This window comes from Enterobacter sp. P82, assembly GCF_037053385.1.
In the GTDB taxonomy this organism is placed as follows: domain Bacteria; phylum Pseudomonadota; class Gammaproteobacteria; order Enterobacterales; family Enterobacteriaceae; genus Enterobacter.
In genome coordinates, this window is the sequence record NZ_JBALHX010000007.1 from 1 (window position 1) to 19270 (window position 19270).

General features: G+C 54.7%; 20 protein-coding genes. 17 read left to right on the forward strand and 3 right to left on the reverse strand.

The features are described 5' to 3' along the window. The first annotated feature begins 373 nt into the window (after positions 1 to 373). A complete protein-coding gene (locus tag WB237_RS20725; protein ID WP_336215998.1) occupies positions 374 to 1327 on the forward strand; it encodes a nickel/cobalt transporter in 954 nt (317 codons plus the stop codon). 34 nt (positions 1328 to 1361) lie between these two features. On the opposite strand, the gene proP is transcribed toward WB237_RS20725, so the two are convergent. After that, positions 1362 to 2864 carry a glycine betaine/L-proline transporter ProP gene (gene proP, locus WB237_RS20730; protein WP_114979499.1) on the reverse strand — a complete coding sequence of 501 codons (1503 nt, stop codon included), beginning with the start codon at positions 2862 to 2864 and terminating at the stop codon, positions 1362 to 1364. 648 nt (positions 2865 to 3512) lie between these two features. On the opposite strand from proP, the gene kdgT reads away from it, so the two are divergent. Further along, positions 3513 to 4505, forward strand: coding sequence for a 2-keto-3-deoxygluconate transporter (gene kdgT / locus WB237_RS20735; protein ID WP_049007705.1), 993 nt, complete (start codon positions 3513 to 3515; stop codon positions 4503 to 4505). Between the two features lie 58 nt (positions 4506 to 4563). On the opposite strand, the gene WB237_RS20740 is transcribed toward kdgT, so the two are convergent. Both WB237_RS20740 and crfC read right to left on the reverse strand, forming a co-directional pair. Then, positions 4564 to 5439, reverse strand: a complete 876-nt coding sequence (locus tag WB237_RS20740) for a diguanylate cyclase regulator RdcB family protein (protein WP_336216002.1) — start codon at positions 5437 to 5439, stop codon at positions 4564 to 4566. After that, positions 5436 to 7790, reverse strand: a complete 2355-nt coding sequence (gene crfC, locus WB237_RS20745; protein WP_336216004.1) for a clamp-binding protein CrfC — start codon at positions 7788 to 7790, stop codon at positions 5436 to 5438. Before crfC ends, WB237_RS20740 begins: the two co-directional genes overlap by 4 nt. Before the next feature lie 595 nt (positions 7791 to 8385). On the opposite strand from crfC, the gene WB237_RS20750 reads away from it, so the two are divergent. The 15 genes from WB237_RS20750 (at position 8386) to phnO (ending at position 19270) form a co-directional block, all read left to right on the forward strand. After that, a complete protein-coding gene (locus WB237_RS20750; RefSeq protein ID WP_114979503.1) occupies positions 8386 to 8721 on the forward strand; it encodes a zinc ribbon domain-containing protein YjdM in 336 nt (111 codons plus the stop codon). An 80-nt stretch (positions 8722 to 8801) separates the two neighbouring features. Continuing rightward, positions 8802 to 9239: a VOC family metalloprotein YjdN gene (gene yjdN / locus WB237_RS20755; protein ID WP_114979504.1), complete on the forward strand. Its 438-nt coding sequence runs from the start codon at positions 8802 to 8804 to the stop codon at positions 9237 to 9239. A 136-nt stretch (positions 9240 to 9375) separates the two neighbouring features. Further along, the gene (gene phnC, locus WB237_RS20760) at positions 9376 to 10164 is read left to right on the forward strand and encodes a phosphonate ABC transporter ATP-binding protein (RefSeq protein WP_108089428.1); all 789 of its coding nucleotides are present in this window, start codon (positions 9376 to 9378) and stop codon (positions 10162 to 10164) included. 24 nt (positions 10165 to 10188) lie between these two features. Further along, positions 10189 to 11205: a phosphonate ABC transporter substrate-binding protein gene (phnD, locus tag WB237_RS20765; RefSeq protein WP_336216008.1), complete on the forward strand. Its 1017-nt coding sequence runs from the start codon at positions 10189 to 10191 to the stop codon at positions 11203 to 11205. Between the two features lie 53 nt (positions 11206 to 11258). Next, the gene (gene phnE / locus WB237_RS20770; RefSeq protein ID WP_028017893.1) at positions 11259 to 12038 is read left to right on the forward strand and encodes a phosphonate ABC transporter, permease protein PhnE; all 780 of its coding nucleotides are present in this window, start codon (positions 11259 to 11261) and stop codon (positions 12036 to 12038) included. Between the two features lie 20 nt (positions 12039 to 12058). Further along, positions 12059 to 12784 (forward strand): phosphonate metabolism transcriptional regulator PhnF, encoded by a 726-nt coding sequence (phnF, locus tag WB237_RS20775; protein WP_114979508.1) that lies wholly within the window; start codon positions 12059 to 12061, stop codon positions 12782 to 12784. Next, positions 12785 to 13237 carry a phosphonate C-P lyase system protein PhnG gene (gene phnG / locus WB237_RS20780; protein ID WP_336216012.1) on the forward strand — a complete coding sequence of 151 codons (453 nt, stop codon included), beginning with the start codon at positions 12785 to 12787 and terminating at the stop codon, positions 13235 to 13237. After that, the gene (gene phnH, locus WB237_RS20785) at positions 13234 to 13818 is read left to right on the forward strand and encodes a phosphonate C-P lyase system protein PhnH (protein WP_336216014.1); all 585 of its coding nucleotides are present in this window, start codon (positions 13234 to 13236) and stop codon (positions 13816 to 13818) included. The genes phnG and phnH overlap by 4 nt, the downstream gene beginning before the upstream one ends. Further along, positions 13818 to 14882, forward strand: coding sequence for a carbon-phosphorus lyase complex subunit PhnI (locus tag WB237_RS20790; protein WP_336216016.1), 1065 nt, complete (start codon positions 13818 to 13820; stop codon positions 14880 to 14882). The genes phnH and WB237_RS20790 overlap by 1 nt, the downstream gene beginning before the upstream one ends. Beyond that, entirely contained in the window at positions 14875 to 15720 is an 846-nt protein-coding gene (phnJ, locus tag WB237_RS20795; protein ID WP_049007713.1) for an alpha-D-ribose 1-methylphosphonate 5-phosphate C-P-lyase PhnJ, read from the forward strand. The genes WB237_RS20790 and phnJ overlap by 8 nt, the downstream gene beginning before the upstream one ends. After that, positions 15717 to 16472: a phosphonate C-P lyase system protein PhnK gene (gene phnK / locus WB237_RS20800; RefSeq protein WP_006177354.1), complete on the forward strand. Its 756-nt coding sequence runs from the start codon at positions 15717 to 15719 to the stop codon at positions 16470 to 16472. The genes phnJ and phnK overlap by 4 nt, the downstream gene beginning before the upstream one ends. A gap of 9 nt (positions 16473 to 16481) precedes the next feature. After that, the gene (phnL, locus tag WB237_RS20805; RefSeq protein ID WP_336216021.1) at positions 16482 to 17162 is read left to right on the forward strand and encodes a phosphonate C-P lyase system protein PhnL; all 681 of its coding nucleotides are present in this window, start codon (positions 16482 to 16484) and stop codon (positions 17160 to 17162) included. Further along, complete coding sequence (gene phnM / locus WB237_RS20810; RefSeq protein WP_336216023.1) at positions 17159 to 18295, forward strand: alpha-D-ribose 1-methylphosphonate 5-triphosphate diphosphatase; 1137 nt, start codon at positions 17159 to 17161, stop codon at positions 18293 to 18295. Before phnL ends, phnM begins: the two co-directional genes overlap by 4 nt. Next, positions 18292 to 18843 carry a ribose 1,5-bisphosphokinase gene (gene phnN, locus WB237_RS20815; protein WP_336216191.1) on the forward strand — a complete coding sequence of 184 codons (552 nt, stop codon included), beginning with the start codon at positions 18292 to 18294 and terminating at the stop codon, positions 18841 to 18843. Before phnM ends, phnN begins: the two co-directional genes overlap by 4 nt. Continuing rightward, positions 18836 to 19270: an aminoalkylphosphonate N-acetyltransferase gene (gene phnO / locus WB237_RS20820; protein WP_336216026.1), complete on the forward strand. Its 435-nt coding sequence runs from the start codon at positions 18836 to 18838 to the stop codon at positions 19268 to 19270. The genes phnN and phnO overlap by 8 nt, the downstream gene beginning before the upstream one ends.

The following is a 19270-nucleotide window of genomic DNA, read 5'->3' on the forward strand; positions in this document are numbered from 1 at the left end:
TCTGATAAATTGTTAAAGAGCAGTTGCAACGCGGCTTTCAGCTCACCGTTGCGAGGTGGCGTATATTACGCTTTCCTCTTTCAGAGTCAACCCGTTATTTCAGGATTTTTTCTCTTCAACCGACCGGGTTGTTTGTGAAGTGATTCACATCTGCCGTGTCGATGGAGGCGCATTATAGGGAGTTCTCCGCAGGCCGCAACCGAAAAGTTGCAAAAAAATGACTGACTGCTGCATTCCCCAGCAAAACCCCGCTTTATACCCATTTACACACAGAGTTATCCACAATTATTCATAGATCCTGGCGTGATCCTGCGAACCGAGGAGGAAGATCAACTATACTAGCGGCAAATATTCTCCTCCGCAGGCCACCTTCATGACCACACAACGCCTCCCCCGTGACTGGCGTATCCCCACAGCAGGACTGATGTTGCTGGCGATCCTCTTTGCCGGTTTCACCCTGCATACGCACTGGAATGCCTTTATACAGTGGTGCCTGGCCACGCAAATTACGCTGCACCGTTATCTGGTGATGTATTTGCTGCAGCTTAATAACCACCAGTACAGCGGCGGATTATGGCTATTAACGGGAGCTTTCCTTTATGGCGTTCTCCACGCCATTGGCCCCGGGCACGGAAAGTTCATCGTGACGACCTACCTGACTACAAATAAGGAAAGCGAGCTGGCCGCCCGGGTCGTCCCTTTCCTTGGCAGCCTGATGCAAGGCGTCAGCGCCATTATTTTCGTCTTTATTCTGGCGGTAGGGTTTAACCTCGCATCAGGGGATATCAGTACCAGCCGCTGGTATGTTGAGAAGATAAGCGCAGTACTCATTGGCGCATTTGGTGCATTTATCATTTACCAGTCGCTTAAGAGCCTGCGTCCGCACAGGATGACTATTTCAGCCATCAAGCCCCTCCATCAACATGACGAACATTGTGGCTGTAGCCACCATGGCGTGGGAGCGAATCTGACACAAGGCGACTGGAAAACCCGCCTGGGTGTGATTCTGGCAATTGGCGCGCGCCCGTGTAGCGGGGCAATCATGATCCTGATGTTCTCGAACGCGCTGGGCATAGTCACCTGGGGGATGGCCGCAGTAATGACCATGTCTCTGGGAACGGCACTCTCTATTATGGGACTTTCACTGGCAGTACGTTACGCCCGTGAGCGTACCGTGGCCTGGTTTGGAGGAAGTGCCTCACTAAGATGGTTGGTACCGGTAGTCAAAATAGCCGGAGGGATAGTCCTGATCCTGTTCGCGACGATCCTGTTCCTGACAGTGATCCCCATCAGCGCCAATGGCGACTACATCGCCGCCGGATGCTAATAAAAGAAAACCCGCCGTTGGCGGGTTTCTTTTATTACTCGTTGATGCGTGGATGCTGATCCACCAGTCGGGAGCGTTTTTTCTGCAGTTCTTCAATCTCTGCGTCAATATCCTCAATCTTCTGCTCAACATTATCGTAGTGCTCACGCAGGATCTCTTTCGCTTCCTGGATATCGGATGCGGCAGGCGTTGCCCCTTTCAGAGGACGATTTGCCGTCTCCTTCATAGCAATACCGGTAATCAAACCAATCACCGCTATCACCATCAGGTAATAAGCAGGCATCATCAGGTTCTGCGTGCTCTCCACCAGCGAGGCGGCAAGGGTCGGGGTCAGACCGGCAATCAGCACCGAAATGTTAAAGGCAGCGGCAAGCGCACTATAGCGAATGTGTGTCGGGAACATCGCGGGTAAGGTGGAGGCCATCACCCCAATAAAGCAGTTAAGGATCACTGCCAGCATCAACAGACCCGCGAAAATCAGCCCCAGTACATTACTGTTAATCAGAATAAATGCCGGGATTGCCAGGGCAAACAGCCCAACGCTCCCCAGGATAATAAACGGTCGACGGCCAAAGCGGTCACTCAGCAAGCCCATAATCGGCTGTACAAATAGCATACCAACCATAATGGCGATAATAATCAGTACACCGTGATCTTCCGAGTAATGCAGGTTATGCGACAAATAGCTCGGCATATAAGTCAACAGCATGTAGTAGGTGACGTTGGTAGAAATAACCAGACCAATACAGGTCAGCAGGCTGCGCCAGTGCTTAGTGGCAATCTCTTTGAACGACACTTTCGGACCTTCCTGCAGCCCTTCACGGTCACCCTGCTCCAGTTGTTCGACGTGCTGCTGGAATGCTGGTGTCTCTTCAAGCGCATGACGCAAGTACAGACCAATGATCCCCAGCGGCAAGGCCAGGAAGAACGGGATACGCCAGCCCCAGTCGAGGAAATTATCTTCCCCTACCACAGTTGAAATCAGTACTACTACGCCCGCGCCCATGACAAACCCGGCAATCGAGCCAAAGTCCAGCCAGCTCCCCATAAAGCCACGCTTACGGTCCGGGGAATACTCTGCGACGAAAATCGAGGCACCGGTATACTCACCACCCACGGAGAAGCCCTGGGCCATCTTACATATCAGCAGCAGAATCGGCGCCCAGATCCCGATCGTGGCATACGACGGGATCAGGCCGATACAAAACGTACTGATCGACATAATGACGATGGTAATGGCAAGGATCTTCTGGCGACCATATTTATCGCCGAGCATACCGAAGAAGAGGCCGCCCAGCGGGCGAATCAGGAAGGGAACGGAAAACGTACCCAGTGCGGCAATCATCTGCAGGCTGGGGTCAGCCCCGGGGAAGAACACTTTACCTAACGCATAGGCCACAAAGCCGTAGACACCAAAATCGAACCACTCCATCGCATTACCGAGCGAGGCTGCGGTAATGGCTTTACGCAGTTTTGCGTCATCAATGATGGTGACGTCGCGAAGTGTAATGGGTTTAATCTTTTTCCTTCTCAGCATAGCTATCCTCGTAGACTCGGCCCTGTCTGTTTCACAGTCCAGTTTGCGTTCTGTGAACCATGGGATCCGCTCCATGCGAATCGCCTTATTCAAGCGTAGCAGGTTTACTTACATTGACGTTTCACGACGATACAACCGAACCTGTTGACGCCTGTCTGGGCAGTTAATGACCTTTTTACCCTACCAGCGTTTATATTTGTGATCAACTTCACACTAATTTGCGCATAAGTTCAACTGAGCTAAGTTTTTGTCAATTAGCGCCAATAAGACCTTCCTCATTCCCCCTACAAGAATATCCTCGCGCACGTCATTATTTCTTTTGTAACTGAAAAAAAACCACATTAATTCACATCAGATTTACATAAGCCCCTACCATCAAGAACCCATCCAAAAATTTACATTGAATATGTGACAAAGATAACTAAAACATTGTTTTGTTTTTGTTGAATCAACATTCCATTGATCGCATGATAAATCCGAATACAACGTTACATGTGTTTTCAAACATGGCTAAACGAGAATACACGTTTATTTTTTGCTGCATGTCCATCGAAATAAATTCACAAAAAAACATTCAATCAATTGAATTTAATGAATTATTTTTAGCGATCATCACCCGTTTCGCGGGATAAGATGTGAGGGTTATATATGAAGATAAAGGCCACGATAGAACGCATACCTGGCGGCATGATGCTGGTTCCGCTTGTACTGGGTGCCATCCTGAATACCCTGGCTCCTGATACCGGGGCTTATTTTGGTGGTTTCACAAAAGGAATGATAACCGGCACTGTTCCCATTCTGGCAGTCTGGTTCTTTTGTATTGGCGCATCCATTAATTTGCGGGCAACGGGTACCGTATTACGTAAATCCGGTACGCTGGTGATAACCAAAATAGCGGTCGCCTGGGCTGTGGCAATGATATGTGCAATGTTCATTCCGGAGAATGGAATTCAGACCGGGTTCTTCGCCGGTTTATCAGTTCTGGCAATTGTCTCTGCGATGGATATGACCAACGGTGGATTGTATGCCAGCCTGATGAACCAGTATGGAACGAAAGAAGAGTCGGGGGCATTTGTACTGATGTCTCTGGAATCCGGCCCGCTGATGACGATGCTGATTCTGGGGTCTGCTGGCCTGGCATCATTTGAACCCCACCACTTTGTCGGCGCGATCCTGCCATTTCTGATCGGTTTCGCCCTGGGTAACCTGGACCACGATCTGCGTGACTTCTTTAGCAAAGCCACTCCAGTACTGATCCCGTTCTTCGGTTTCGCGTTGGGTAACACCATCAACCTGAACGTCATTCTTGATACAGGCCTGCTGGGTATTGTGCTGGGTGTGGCTGTCATCATCATCACCGGTATTCCGCTGATTATTGCCGACCGCGTGATTGGGGGAGGAAACGGAACGGCGGGTGTCGCCGCCTCTTCAGCCGCAGGTGCGGCGGTAGCAAACCCGGTGATCATTGCCCAAATAAATCCGGCCTTCGAACCGGTGGCCGCGTCAGCGACGGCACTGGTTGCTGCCAGCGTGATTGTTACCGCGATCCTGGTGCCCATCATCACGGCACTGTATGCAAAACGTTACGGAAATAGGCAAGAGTCCCAGCCTGAACCGAAACCAATAGAAATGAATCATTAACACATCACATCTGCCCCCCTTTTCCCTGTGGGGAAAGGGGGGAAGATGTGTAAGGGATTCACCCAAAAATCTCTTCCATCATCCCATCCACCAACCGTTTTGCCGAACAGAGCCTCGGCATACCCAGCGCGACGGTTTGCCAGTTTTGCGTCACTGACCAGCTCACAGGATGCTTATCCGCCTGGCACCAGTCACCCAACCAGCCCAGCATATCTTTATGATCGATCAATCCAGGAGAAGCAGGCGTCGTTAACCACTGATGATAAAAATGGCGGGTAGAGGGAGAGGCATTGATGCCTTGCGCCAGATAGTTCGCCGCCATGCTGCGTAAGTTATCCTTGAGCATTGCCGACACATCTTCATTTGCCAGGCGACATGCGTCGCCAAATGCCCCCCAGCGCAGTTCTTCCAGGACGACAAAGCAGCGCCCGGCCAGAGACCAGCCATCATAGAGCCCGGCTCGCCAGCGGGTAAAAATTTGCTCACTGTGCTCACCCGCCTGCACCGTTAATCCGCGTTGGGTCAGCGCCTTTTCTTTATAAGCTGCACGTTGAGTAAAATGAGAGGAGAGTTCAGCGTACTGCTGCATCAGGCCCGGTGATTGCGGAGCCCGCGGGTGAGTCTGCTGACGCAGTGCCATCAGTTTATCGGCCATCAGCGTCAGCGCGAGATGGCCCGGGTCAAGCATACCGGCCAGTTTTTCTGCCAGCCCAAGGCGTAACGCCGCATTTTCATTGAGCATTCCAGCCATTGCCCAGGGGCGTAGCCGGGTATGCGTCATGATCTCCTGAGTCAAACGCTCACGAAACTGCAGCTGTTGTGGTCCCTGGTGGGGATGGCGCGCCGCATCAACCCCCTGCACCAGATCGACCATAAATTTTGGATTAATGCACTCCAGCGTTCTCCCGGGACCGTCCAGTAGTTGTGTTGTCATGGTTGCTCTGCCGCGAATAGAGTTTGAATGTCATCGCGTAACAGTCGGGTATCTTCCTGAATCCACGTCGCAGTAGTGATACTTTGCTTCAACAACTGGCAGAGCGCTCGGGTTGAATGCTCATTTTGTTGACGCACTGCGAGGCTATCACGCAAGCTTTCCTGTAACCCGGTCAGGCATAACGAAAATTCTGCAAAGAACGTTGCCATTCCTGCCGTAACAGAGACATCGACCTGCGCGGATAAAGCTTTACGGATTTGTTCACAAAACTGCTCAATATGTTGCTTAAATTTGTCATGTAGCTGTGCAATATCGATAACATAACGCGTGCGCGTTTCGACATAATCATCCCAACCCCAGCCAGGATTATTGAGCCAGCGAGAGACAGTTTCACGCATGCTGCTCCCGCCAGATGATTGGCCTGCCGGAGTGTTATCCTGCGCAATTGCATCGTTAAACAGCGCCCGCGTGTTGAAGTTAAGCTGGTTGGCCTGAAACGCCGGGAAGCTAATCCGAGCCCGAAAACCAGCATGGCTCAGATGTTCTTTAATACGCGTTTCAATAGGCCGCATCGCTTCATTCAGTGAACGCGCCAGCGTAGACTCCAGTTGATCAAAACGTAACGCCAATTCCCGACAGATCTTCGTCTGCGCATCCAGCATGACCAGCTCGCAGGATGAACGGATTTTGCTCAGCACAATCTGCGCCTGCCCCTCATCTTCCAGCGTCAGCTGTTTAAGCGCTTCCGGTTCATCGTGACGAAGATTCAGCGGATCGCTCCCGGCCAAATCAAGAATATTGTGACGGCTAAAAATATGACCAATCGCCTGCTGAAGCGCACTTTTCTGCAACGCCATAAAGTCATCCGTTGCATTCAGCGCTTCCTCGACTTCATGCTTCACTTCATCGCTAACCACCTGCTGACGCGTCCGCAGCTGCGCCATATCCTCTTCAATCCGCGTAATATTGAGTTCGAGTTCCTCAAAGGCCACGGTCAGCCCCTGATAACGAAAATCGAGATACTCCCGGGCATTTTGCGCGTAGTTTAGAAGCTTATGCGACGCCGAACGCAGCGCAAATAACGACGCATTGGCATAGGCGGCGTAAATCAGTTTGCGTATCGGTTGTTCAAATAATGAATCTTCCCACAACAGATCGGCGGCATGACGAATATGGTCGATATCGTCCAGGTCCGCCGTACGCCAGCGACGTCCCAGGGCAGCTTCGGCAAAATCCTGAACCCAGGGTTGATCCTGGTGATCAGGCAGTTGTCCGTGGGTGATCATCTCGTAGCGGGCGCGGTTCGCCAGATACGCCCACATTGATGAAACAGGATAGATCTGCCCGGGTGAAATATTGCCTTTCATGAGCGTGCCAGAGATCATCGCCCTGATCTGTTCTTCATCGTCGCTATTACGATCTTTCTGATCGAATTTATTGACCAGGGCATACAACGGCACTGATTTCCCCGCGACCGAAATAGCCTGGCGGACCTCTTCATCAGAAATAGATTTAAGCTGGGTGTAATCCATCACTGCCAGTACTGCCGATGCACGGGACAACTGCTCGCTAAGCATTTTTTGCAGATGCGGTTGTCCGGCCTCATTAGGCCCTGGGGTATCGAGCAGTGTCAGCTGACCAAGGTGAGCATCCAGACCCGCAAGATGCACGAACTCCACTTCAATCACCGGAATGTGTTCGATAGCCGCGTACTCAGAGAAGGGAAATTCGACACCCAGCGCCAGGGAGAGTCTGACGAGGTCATTGAGGCTTTTCAGACAATGAAATATCGGCTGCGCGCCCAGGTGATGCTTCTCAAAAGCTTCCCCTTTTTCAATTCGCTCCAGCAGCATATTCATGTCTTTATCAATTTCCAGACGCTGAGCCAGTTTCCCACGATCGTTATCGCAGAGCTTTTTCTGTAGCAGTCGGATCAAATCATCAATCGGCGAGACATGAGAGAAATGCAGCACTGGCTCCTTCTGACCCGGTGTATGACGGATCAATGTCGGTAGCGCTGTCATCGGACGATTGCGGTTCGGCAACACTTCAGTGCCCACAATCGCATTAATGGTGGTCGATTTCCCCGCTTTCATGGTACCAACAATTGCCAGAACCATTTCCAGACGGGTTATTTTCCGTAATTCATTATTCAACATTGCCTGCTGTGCTTCGACGCCGCGCGCGCTAAAATGCAAAGGCAAAACGTTGTTCTTTTCACCCGTAATCGCCGTCGTAGTGCTCTCCAGCATCGCCGTCGGCACTGATTTCAGCGTATCGAGGTTTTGCAGTGCAAGCTGCAACAAACGCTCAGCTTCCTGGCTTAATTCAAAAATTGTCTGTGTGTGCATGATAAAAGCCTTTCCTTAACGCAAATTTATTACTTTTATTAAGCCACTGGTTTTTATTATGTTGTTCAGGCTTATATGATCACGTGTGGAAAACATGTTCGCCGAAATATAACTGATTGATGCTAATCAGAAATAATTCACTATCCCTGCATGGCGTGTGACACTCTCCTCCTGGCCAGACAGCCAAAAGAAAAAAGCGTAGCCCATTTTTAAGAAACTTCAGGATATATCATCGTTATTTACCCACCTAAAAAGAGAGGTAATGCGTCACCGCCATAAGATATGAATGACGGGGAAGTCCGGAGATAAATAACAATGTGTTGCTTCACCTTATCCGAAATGAAGGAACGTAGCAATTTGCTGCAATAAAATATTCGATATATTTAACGCCATTTCTTCCCACCGTGTTAATGGCATAAGCATCGCTTAACTGACTGACAGGAAATGTCACCCGCGATACGCTTTTTACATTTTTTTAATTCACAATATCACCGACAACCATGTGGATTTGCGCTATACTTGCCGCCTTTTTCGGCACTCTGCCGTCATTTAGCTGGCACTTTCCAGCGCGTTAACACTTTTTGAGGATACCGATATGCAACTCCCACACTGCCCAAAATGCAATTCTGAATACACTTACGAAGATAATGGCATGTTTATCTGCCCGGAATGCGCCCATGAATGGAATGATGCCGAACCATCACAAGATGCTGATGCACTTGTCGTAAAAGATGCAAACGGCAATCTGCTGGCGGATGGCGACAGCGTCACCGTGATTAAAGATCTGAAAGTGAAAGGCAGCTCTTCCATGCTAAAGATTGGCACCAAAGTGAAGAATATCCGTCTGGTTGAAGGCGATCATAACATCGACTGCAAAATTGACGGCTTTGGTCCGATGAAGCTGAAATCTGAATTCGTGAAAAAGAACTGATTGACCTGCCCGGTGGCGCTTCGCATACCGGGCCTTCAGGAACTACACTTAACGGGCTTTTCTTACGTGAGGTAAAGATTATGCCGTTAAGTCCCTACATCTCATTTGCCGGTAACTGCTCAGAGGCCACCGCCTTCTATCAGCAAGCCGTCGGCGCAGAGCTTCTTTATAAAATCACCTTCGGCGAGATGCCAAAAAGCGATAACAGCGAAGAAGGCTGCCCCTCCGGTATGCAGTTCCCGGATTCGGCGATCGCCCACTCTAACGTCCGCATTGCGGGTAGCGATATCATGATGAGCGACGGGATGCCGCCGGGCAGCAACGCTCAGTATGCGGGCTTCACGCTGGTTCTCGACACCCAGGACGTCAATGAAGGCAAACGCTGGTTCGACAACCTTGCCGCTGGCGGGAATATCGAAATGGCCTGGCAGGAAACCTTCTGGGCGCACGGTTTCGGTAAAGTCACCGATAAATACGGCGTGCCGTGGATGATTAACGTCGTTAAGCAGCAGCACTAATTTTCGGGCGGTGGGCAGTCTGCCTCCGCCTGTCATCAAACTCCACTCAACTCTTCAAACTTCCGCAACCCAGACTTAACCCAAATGTCATATTGATGCGCCAGCATGAGGCCACATTTATCGTGAGGCCCAGCATATGCAAACTGTCATCCGCGTCGAGAAACTGAGCAAGACCTTTCATCATAACAAGGCTCTGCATGCCGTTGATCTGACCGTCCAGCAGGGCGAAATGGTGGCACTGCTGGGGCCATCCGGTTCAGGTAAGTCCACCCTTCTGCGCCACCTGAGCGGCCTTATTACCTGCGATAAAGCACCGGAAAGCCACGTCGAACTGCTGGGTAACACCGTGCAGCGCGCGGGCCGTCTGGCGAGTGATATCCGTAAAAGCCGCGCGCAAACAGGTTACATCTTCCAGCAGTTCAACCTGGTGAACCGCCTGACCGTGCTGGAGAACGTCCTGATTGGCGCTCTCGGCAGCACGCCGTTCTGGCGCACTTGTCTGCGCTGGTTTTCCCCTTCTCAGAAACAACAAGCGTTGCAGGCGCTGACTCGCGTTGGCATGGCGCATTTCGCCCACCAGCGTGTCTCCACCCTGTCCGGTGGTCAGCAGCAGCGAGTGGCGATTGCCCGTGCGCTGATGCAAAAAGCCAAAGTGATCCTTGCCGATGAGCCGATTGCCTCGCTCGACCCGGAATCCGCGCGCATCGTGATGGAAACCCTGCGTGATATTAACCAGAACGACGGCATCACCGTGGTGGTGACGCTGCATCAGGTGGATTACGCCCTGCGCTACTGCGAGCGCATTGTCGCGCTGCGTCAGGGCCATGTGTTCTTTGATGGCGCAAGCCATCAGTTTGATAACGACCGTTTTGACCATCTCTACCGCAGCATTAACCGCGTCGACGAGAACGCGCAGGCTGCATAACCCAACCCGATCCGAGGAAAGTACATGAGCTACAAAGCCGTTGCCGCACTGGCCTTTACCAGTATGTTCAGCATCAGCACCCTGTTCAGCCCTGCGTACGCGGAAGAACAGGAAAAAGCGCTGAACTTCGGCATTATTTCGACGGAATCACAGCAGAATCTCAAACCTCAGTGGGAACCGTTCCTGAAAGATATGGAAACCAAACTGGGGATCAAAGTGAACGCCTTCTTCGCACCGGATTACGCCGGCATCATCCAGGGGATGCGCTTTAACAAAGTGGACATCGCCTGGTACGGCAACCTTTCTGCGATGGAAGCAGTCGATCGCGCGAACGGCCAGGTCTTTGCCCAGACCGTTGCGGCAGATGGCTCCCCGGGTTACTGGAGTGTGCTGATCGTCAATAAAGACAGCCCAATCAATAACCTCAACGACATGCTCGCCAAACGCAAAGATCTGACCTTTGGTAACGGCGACCCGAATTCCACCTCTGGCTTCCTGGTCCCTGGCTACTACGTCTTCGCCAAGAACAATGCGTCTGCCAGCGACTTCAAGCGCACCGTCAACGCCAGCCACGAAACTAACGCCCTGGCCGTGGCCAACAAGCAGGTGGATGTTGCCACCAACAACACCGAAAACCTCGACAAACTGAAGACCTCCGCACCGGACAAACTCAAAGAGCTGAAGGTCATCTGGAAATCACCGCTGATCCCGGGCGACCCGATTGTATGGCGCAAAAATCTCTCTGAGAGCACCAAGGACAAGGTCTACGACTTCTTTATGAACTACGGCAAAACGCCGGAAGAGAAGGCAGTTCTGGCGAAACTGGGCTGGGCGCCGTTCCGCGCATCCAGCGACCTGCAACTGGTGCCGATTCGCCAGCTGGCGCTGTTTAAAGAGATGCAGGGTGTGAAGGACAACAACGGCCTGAAGGACGAGGAGAAAACCAGCAAAGTCGCCGCGATTCAGGCGCAACTGGACGATCTCGACCGCCTGACCGCCGCACTTGGCGCCATGACCAGCGTGAATAAAGCAGTGCAGTAGATCTTTTCTCCCTCTCCCTCAAGGGAGAGGGGACTAAACCCAAAGGAGCCAACATGCAAACCATCACCCTCCCGCCGCCGAAGCGCAGCTGGTTCTCGCTGATAAGCTGGGCCATCCTGCTGGCGGTGCTGGTTATCTCCTGGAAGGGCGCGGAGATGGATCCACTCCTGCTCTTCAAAGACGCGGGCAACATGGCAACCTTCGCCGCCGACTTCTTCCCGCCGGACTTCAGCCAGTGGCAGGATTATCTCGGCGAAATGGCGATTACCCTGCAAATCGCCGTCTGGGGTACCGCCCTTGCCGTCATTCTCTCCATTCCGTTTGGCCTGATGAGTGCCGAAAACATCGTACCGTGGTGGGTTTATCAGCCGGTGCGTCGCCTGATGGACGCCTGCCGCGCTATTAACGAAATGGTCTTCGCAATGCTGTTCGTGGTGGCCGTTGGACTTGGCCCGTTTGCCGGGGTAATGGCGCTGTTCATTCACACCACCGGCGTGCTCTCCAAACTGCTCTCTGAAGCTGTTGAAGCCATTGAACCGGGTCCGGTTGAAGGTATCCGCGCAACAGGTGCGAACAAAATCGAAGAAATTCTCTACGGCGTGTTGCCCCAGGTCATGCCGCTGCTGATCTCTTACTCGCTGTACCGCTTCGAGTCTAACGTCCGTTCCGCCACCGTCGTGGGCATGGTGGGCGCAGGCGGGATTGGCGTCACCCTGTGGGAAGCGATCCGCGGTTTCCAGTTTCAGCAAACCTGCGCCCTGATGGTACTTATCATCATCACAGTGAGCCTGCTGGATTTCCTCTCTCAACGTTTGCGTAAGCACTTCATCTGAGAAGCGAGGCTTTGATTTATATGTACTTATCCAGACATCCGACCAGTTACCCAACCCGCTGGCAAGAAATTGCGGCAAAACTCGAAGTGGAACTGCGCACCCACTACCGCTGCGGAGACTATCTGCCCGCCGAACAACAGCTTGCCGATCGCTATGAAGTGAACCGCCACACCCTGCGTCGTGCCATTGACCAGTTGGTCGAGCGCGGTTGGGTCCAGCGCCGTCAGGGGATTGGCGTACTGGTACTGATGCGCCCGTTCGACTACCCGCTCAATGCGCAGGCGCGCTTTAGCCAGAACCTGCTCGATCAGGGCAGCCATCCCACCAGCGAAAAACTGCTCTCCGTGCTGCGCCCGGCGTCGAGCCATGTAGCCGATGCGCTGGGCATTCAGGAGGGCGACAACGTCGTCCATCTGCGCACCCTGCGCCGGGTCAATGGCGTGGCCGTTTGCCAGATAGATCACTACTTCAGTGACCTGAGCCTCTGGCCTGTGCTGCAACATTTCTCCAGCGGTTCACTGCATGACTTTCTGCGTGATGCCACCGGTATTGCGCTCAGACGTACCCAGACGCGCATCAGTGCCCGCCGCGCGCAGGCCAAAGAAAGCAAAGTACTGGAAATCCCCAACATGGCCCCACTGCTCTGCGTGCGCACCCTTAACCACCGTGACGGTGAAGTCGACGCGACGGAATACTCCGTCAGTCTGACCCGCGCCGACATGATCGAATTCACCATGGAGCACTGAATGCACTTCGATACCGCCACCCGTCAACGCTGGATGCGCGTGCTGGCCCACAGTCAGCCTGCTGCGCTGCACAGCCGTATGAACGCGCTCGGCCTGACGCCGGACTACGACGCTATTCGCCCGCCGGAAATCGGCCTTGTACAGATCCAGGCGCGCATGGGAGGTACCGGTGAGCGCTTCTTCGCGGGTGATGCCACCCTTACCCGAGCCGTGATCCGCCTGAAGAGCGGCACGCTGGGCTACAGCTACGTGCTCGGTCGCGATAAACAGCATGCCGAACATTGCGCAGTGATAGACGCGCTTTTGCAGGAACAACCTTATTTTCAGACGTTAATGGAAACCCTTATCGCCCCTCTGGAAGCCGACCGCGCCGCACGCCTTGCCGCACGTCAGGCCGAAGTGAATACCAGCCGGGTCGACTTCTTTACGCTCGTTCGCGGAGATAACGCATGACGCTTCAACCCGCTTTTACCCTTGCCGTCCAGGATGCCCAACAGAGTTTTCGTCGCCTGCTGAAAGCCATGAGCGAGCCGGGTGTGATTGTCTCGCTGTACCAGCTTTCACAAGGCTGGCTACCGCTAAACCTGGCGACCACCAGCGTACTGCTGACCCTTGCCGACAACGATACTCCGGTGTGGCTCTCAGGCGCGCTTTCGAATGATATCGCCAGCCAGAACCTGCGTTTTCACACCAACGCTCCGCTGGTTGAACAGCCCCGACAAGCCGTGTTTGCCGTGGCCGATGAGCAAATCAGCCACGAACAGCTCAACGCCCTGAGCGAAGGCAGCGCCGTCGCACCGGAAACCAGCGCCACGTTGATTTTGCAGGTCTCCAGTCTGAGCGGCGGTCGCATGCTGCGCCTGACCGGTGCTGGTATCGCTGACGAACGGATGGTCGCGCCACAGCTGCCGGATTGCATCATTCATGAGCTGACCGAACGTCCCCACCCGTTCCCGCTGGGTATCGACCTGATCCTGACCTGCGGTGAACGCCTGCTGGCGATACCGCGAACCACTCACGTGGAGGTATGCTGATGTACGTTGCCGTCAAAGGGGGCGAAAAAGCCATCGCCGCCGCCCATGCGCTACAGGCGCACAGACGACGGGGTGATGAGCAGCTTCCTGAGCTGAGCGTTGCCCAGATAGAGCAGCAGTTAAACCTCGCCGTCGACCGTGTCATGACCGAAGGCGGCATCGCTGACCGCGAGCTGGCGGCGCTGGCGTTAAAACAGGCCAGCGGTGACAACGTCGAAGCCATCTTTCTGTTACGCGCGTATCGCACCACGCTTGCCAGACTGGCGGTGAGTGAGCCCGTTAACACCGCTGAGATGCGCCTGGAACGCCGCATTTCGGCCGTTTATAAAGACATCCCTGGCGGTCAACTGCTCGGCCCCACCTACGATTACACCCATCGCCTGCTGGATTTCACGCTGCTGGCAAACGGTGAAACGTCTTCCCTGAGCACCGCCGAGCCGCAGCAAGATGCCTCCCCGCATGTCTTTAGCCTGCTGGCGCATCAGGGGCTGGCAAAAGCCGAAGAAGACACCGGCAGCACGCCAGACGACATTACCCGCACACCGCCGGTTTATCCGTGCTCACGCTCGTCGCGCCTTCAGCAGTTGATGCGCGGCGACGAAGGTTATCTGCTGGCGCTGGCCTACTCCACTCAGCGCGGTTACGGGCGTAACCACCCGTTTGCAGCAGAAATTCGTAGCGGCTTCATTGACGTTGAAATTGTGCCTGAAGAGCTGGGTTTTGCCGTGAACATCGGCGAACTGCTGGTAACGGAATGCGAAATGGTCAACGGCTTTGTCGCTCCGGAAGACGAAGCGCCACACTTTACCCGGGGTTACGGGCTGGCGTTCGGTATGAGTGAACGTAAAGCGATGGCAATGGCGCTGGTCGACCGCGCACTGCAGGCCCCGGATTACGGTGAACACATCTCCGGCCCGGCACAGGACGAAGAGTTCGTGCTGGCCCACGCGGATAACGTTGAGGCCGCAGGCTTTGTCTCGCACCTCAAGCTGCCGCACTACGTTGATTTCCAGGCCGAACTGGAACTACTGAAACGCCTGCAACGGGAGCGCGAAAATGGCTAACTTAAGCGGCTACAATTTTGCTTATCTGGATGAGCAAACCAAACGTATGATCCGCCGCGCTATCCTGAAAGCGGTGGCAATCCCGGGCTATCAGGTGCCGTTCGGCGGCCGCGAAATGCCGATGCCCTACGGCTGGGGCACCGGCGGTATTCAGCTTACCGCCAGCGTGATTGGGGAAGCGGATGTGCTGAAGGTCATCGACCAGGGGGCGGACGACACCACCAACGCCGTGTCGATTCGCAACTTCTTCAGGCGCGTGACGGGTGTTAACACCACCGAAAAAACCGAAGATGCCACGCTGATCCAGACCCGTCACCGCATTCCAGAAACGCCACTCACCGAAGATCAAATCCTGATTTTTCAGGTCCCTATCCCTGAGCCGCTGCGCTTTATTGAGCCGCGCGAAACGGAAACCCGCACCATGCACGCCCTGGAAGAGTACGGCATCATGCAGGTGAAGCTGTATGAAGATATCGCCCGCTTCGGCCATATCGCCACCACCTACGCTTACCCGGTGAAGGTGAACGGTCGCTACGTGATGGACCCGTCGCCAATCCCGAAATTCGATAACCCGAAGATGGACATGATGCCTGCGCTGCAACTGTTCGGTGCCGGGCGTGAAAAGCGCATCTACGCCGTGCCGCCCTACACCCGTGTGGAGAGCCTCGACTTCGATGACCACCCGTTTACGGTGCAGGAGTGGGATGAGCCGTGCGCCATCTGCGGTTCGAAACACAGCTATCTGGATGAAGTGGTGCTGGATGACACGGGCAAACGGATGTTTGTCTGCTCCGACACCGATTACTGCCGCCAACAGAGCGAGGCGAACAGCCTATGAAACCGCTGCTTTCGGTTAACAACCTGACCCACCTTTATGCGCCTGGCAAAGGCTTCAGCGACGTCTCGTTTGAGCTGTGGCCGGGGGAAGTGCTGGGGATCGTCGGCGAGTCCGGCTCAGGCAAAACGACGCTGCTTAAATCCATCTCTGCGCGCCTGACGCCGCAGAATGGCGACATTTTGTATGAGGGAGCATCCCTGTACGGCATGAGTGAAGCCGAGCGCCGCCGCCTGCTGCGCACCGAGTGGGGTGTGGTGCATCAGCACCCGATGGACGGTCTGCGCCGTCAGGTCTCTGCGGGAGGCAACATCGGCGAACGCTTGATGGCCACCGGCGCGCGCCATTACGGCAATATCCGCGCCACGGCGCAACACTGGCTGGAAGAAGTTGAAATCCCTGCCTCGCGTATCGACGACCTGCCGACTACTTTCTCAGGCGGTATGCAGCAACGTCTGCAAATCGCCCGCAACCTGGTCACCCATCCGAAGCTCGTGTTTATGGATGAACCCACCGGCGGGCTGGACGTCTCCGTTCAGGCGCGACTGCTCGATCTGCTGCGCGGCCTGGTGGTAGAGCTGAACCTCGCGGTGGTGATTGTCACCCACGATTTGGGCGTGGCGCGCCTGCTGGCAGACCGTTTGCTGGTAATGAAACAAGGTCAGGTGGTGGAAAGTGGGTTAACCGACCGGGTACTCGACGATCCCCATCATCCGTACACCCAGCTGCTGGTGTCGTCGGTATTGCAGAATTAAGAGGCCAACATGATCCGCGTGCAAAACGTAAGTAAAACCTTTGTGCTCCATCAGCAAAACGGCGTGCGCCTGCCGGTGCTGCAAAATGCTTCACTTGAGGTCAGCAGGGGCGAATGTGTGGTCCTGCACGGCCATTCCGGCAGCGGAAAATCCACCCTGCTGCGCTCCCTGTATGCCAACTATCTGCCGGACGATGGCCATATTCACATCCGCCACGGCGATGAGTGGGTCGATCTGGTTCAGGCACCCGCACGGAAAATGCTGGAAGTCCGCCGCTCAACGATCGGCTGGGTGAGCCAGTTTCTGCGGGTGATCCCGCGGATCTCCGCCCTGGACGTGGTGATGCAGCCGCTTCTGGATCTTGGCATGCCGCGTGAAACTTGCGCCGCCAAAGCCGCCAGCCTGCTGACGCGCCTCAACGTGCCCGAGCGCCTGTGGCACCTTGCTCCGTCGACCTTTTCCGGCGGCGAACAGCAGCGCGTCAACATCGCCCGCGGCTTTATCGTCGACTACCCGATATTGCTTCTGGATGAGCCCACCGCCTCGCTCGACGATAAAAACAGCGCGGCCGTAGTAGAGCTGATCGAGCAGGCCAAAGCGCGCGGCGCGGCGATCGTCGGGATCTTCCACGACGAAACCGTGCGTTCGCGCGTGGCAGACAGACTGCATCCAATGGGGACCCACGCATGATTATCAATAACGTCAAGCTGGTGCTGGAAAATGAAGTGGTTGGCGGCTCCATTGAGATCCAGGACGGGGTGATCCGCGCGTTCGCCGAAACCCTGAGTCGCTCCCCAGAAGCCATGGACGGCGAAGGCGGCTGGCTGCTGCCAGGGCTGATCGAGCTGCATACCGATAATCTGGATAAATTCTTCACCCCGCGCCCGAAAGTGGACTGGCCCGCCCATTCGGCGATGAGCAGCCACGACGCACTGATGGTCGCCAGCGGCATCACCACCGTACTGGATGCGGTAGCGATTGGTGACGTGCGCGACGGGGGCGATCGTCTGGAAAATCTGGAGAAGATGATTAACGCCGTGGAAGAGACGCAAAAACGCGGCCTCAACCGCGCCGAGCACCGCCTGCATCTGCGCTGCGAACTGCCGCATCACACCACCCTGCCGCTGTTTGAAAAGCTGGTCGGTCGTGAGCCGGTCTCGCTGGTGTCACTGATGGACCACTCCCCAGGGCAGCGCCAGTTCGCCAATATTGAGAAATATCGCGAATACTACCAGGGTAAGTATTCTCTCACCGATGCCGAGATGGCTCGCTATGAAGAAGAGCAACTGGCGCTGGCAGCACAATGGTCGCAACCGAATCGCCTCTCCATTGCTGCGATGTGCCGGGACCGTAACATCGCGCTGGCCAGCCATGATGATGCTACCCACGACCATGTACTCGAATCTCATCAGCTTGGTAGCGTGATCGCCGAATTTCCCACCACATTTGAAGCAGCTGAAGCCTCCCGTAAGCACGGCATGAACGTGCTGATGGGTGCGCCGAACATTGTGCGCGGCGGCTCGCATTCTGGCAACGTGGCGGCAAGCAAGCTCGCCTCACTTGATCTGCTTGATATCCTCTCCTCCGATTACTACCCCGCCAGCCTGCTGGATGCGGCATTCCGGGTGGCGGACGACGAAGGTAACAGATTCACGCTGCCGCAGGCCATTCGTCTGGTGACGAAAAACCCGGCATCAGCGCTGAATCTTCAGGATCGCGGAGAGATTGCCGAAGGTAAACGGGCGGATCTGGTGCTGGCCCACCGTAAAGGTGAGCACATTCATATCGACCACGTCTGGCGTCAGGGAAAACGGGTATTCTGATGGGAAGACTAATCTGGCTAATGGGGCCGTCCGGCTCCGGTAAGGACAGCCTGCTGTCCGCGTTAAGGCAGCGGGAACACCCGCAACTACTGGTCGCACACCGCTATATTACCCGCGCGGCGAATGCCGGAAGTGAAAATCATATTGCCCTGAGCGAGCAGGAGTTTTTCACCCGCGCGGGGCAAAACCTGCTGGCGCTTAGCTGGCACGCCAACGGTTATTACTACGGGATCGGTATCGAGATAGACCTGTGGCTACACGCGGGTTTCGACGTGCTGGTCAACGGTTCGCGTGCGCACCTTCAACAAGCGCGCGCCCGATATGAAGCCGCCCTGCTGCCGGTCTGCCTGCAGGTTTCCCCCGATGTCCTGCGTAGCCGGTTGCAGAACCGAGGGCGCGAATCAGCCCGTGAGATAGACCAGCGGCTTGAGCGTGCGGCGCGTTATACCCCGTCTGAATGTCATATCCTCAATAATGACGGAAGTTTGCTACAGTCTGTCGATACCTTTTTATCGCTGATCCGTCAGAAGGAGAAACAGCATGCCTGACTGCCAGCTTCGCCCCGCCACCGCCGACGATGCGGCGATGGTTTACGCTCTCATCTGCGAGTTAAAGCAGGCCGAGTTCGATCATATGGCCTTTCACACCGGTTATCTTGCTAATCTGCAAGACCACAATATGCGTTATCAGCTTGCCGAGCTGGACGGACAGGTCGTCGGCATGATTGGCCTGCATATGCAGTTTCACCTGCATCACGCACGCTGGATTGGTGAAATCCAGGAGCTGGTAGTGATGCCGCAGGCGCGTGGTCACAAAGTGGGGAGCCAACTCCTGGCCTGGGCAGAAGACGTTGCACGCCAGGCGGGAGCGGAGTTAACGGAGCTTTCGACCAGCGTAAAACGTGTGGATGCCCACCGCTTTTATGTCCGTGAGGGTTACACGCAGAGCCATTTTCGATTCACCAAACCGCTGTAG

Bases quoted from the DNA above. Each gene is read 5' to 3' on its own strand.
- phnO (WP_336216026.1), top strand. From the start codon at position 18,836: ATGCCTGACTGCCAGCTTCGCCCCGCCACCGCCGACGATGCGGCGATG.
- WB237_RS20750 (WP_114979503.1), top strand. From the start codon at position 8,386: ATGCAACTCCCACACTGCCCAAAATGCAATTCTGAATACACTTACGAA.
- yjdN (WP_114979504.1), top strand. From the start codon at position 8,802: ATGCCGTTAAGTCCCTACATCTCATTTGCCGGTAACTGCTCAGAGGCC.
- WB237_RS20790 (WP_336216016.1), top strand. From the start codon at position 13,818: ATGTACGTTGCCGTCAAAGGGGGCGAAAAAGCCATCGCCGCCGCCCAT.
- proP (WP_114979499.1), bottom strand. From the start codon at position 2,864: ATGCTGAGAAGGAAAAAGATTAAACCCATTACACTTCGCGACGTCACC.
- crfC (WP_336216004.1), bottom strand. From the start codon at position 7,790: ATGCACACACAGACAATTTTTGAATTAAGCCAGGAAGCTGAGCGTTTG.
- WB237_RS20725 (WP_336215998.1), top strand. From the start codon at position 374: ATGACCACACAACGCCTCCCCCGTGACTGGCGTATCCCCACAGCAGGA.
- phnK (WP_006177354.1), top strand. From the start codon at position 15,717: ATGAAACCGCTGCTTTCGGTTAACAACCTGACCCACCTTTATGCGCCT.
- kdgT (WP_049007705.1), top strand. From the start codon at position 3,513: ATGAAGATAAAGGCCACGATAGAACGCATACCTGGCGGCATGATGCTG.
- phnD (WP_336216008.1), top strand. From the start codon at position 10,189: ATGAGCTACAAAGCCGTTGCCGCACTGGCCTTTACCAGTATGTTCAGC.
- WB237_RS20740 (WP_336216002.1), bottom strand. From the start codon at position 5,439: ATGACAACACAACTACTGGACGGTCCCGGGAGAACGCTGGAGTGCATT.
- phnJ (WP_049007713.1), top strand. From the start codon at position 14,875: ATGGCTAACTTAAGCGGCTACAATTTTGCTTATCTGGATGAGCAAACC.
- phnH (WP_336216014.1), top strand. From the start codon at position 13,234: ATGACGCTTCAACCCGCTTTTACCCTTGCCGTCCAGGATGCCCAACAG.
- phnG (WP_336216012.1), top strand. From the start codon at position 12,785: ATGCACTTCGATACCGCCACCCGTCAACGCTGGATGCGCGTGCTGGCC.
- phnL (WP_336216021.1), top strand. From the start codon at position 16,482: ATGATCCGCGTGCAAAACGTAAGTAAAACCTTTGTGCTCCATCAGCAA.
- phnF (WP_114979508.1), top strand. From the start codon at position 12,059: ATGTACTTATCCAGACATCCGACCAGTTACCCAACCCGCTGGCAAGAA.
- phnM (WP_336216023.1), top strand. From the start codon at position 17,159: ATGATTATCAATAACGTCAAGCTGGTGCTGGAAAATGAAGTGGTTGGC.
- phnC (WP_108089428.1), top strand. From the start codon at position 9,376: ATGCAAACTGTCATCCGCGTCGAGAAACTGAGCAAGACCTTTCATCAT.
- phnE (WP_028017893.1), top strand. From the start codon at position 11,259: ATGCAAACCATCACCCTCCCGCCGCCGAAGCGCAGCTGGTTCTCGCTG.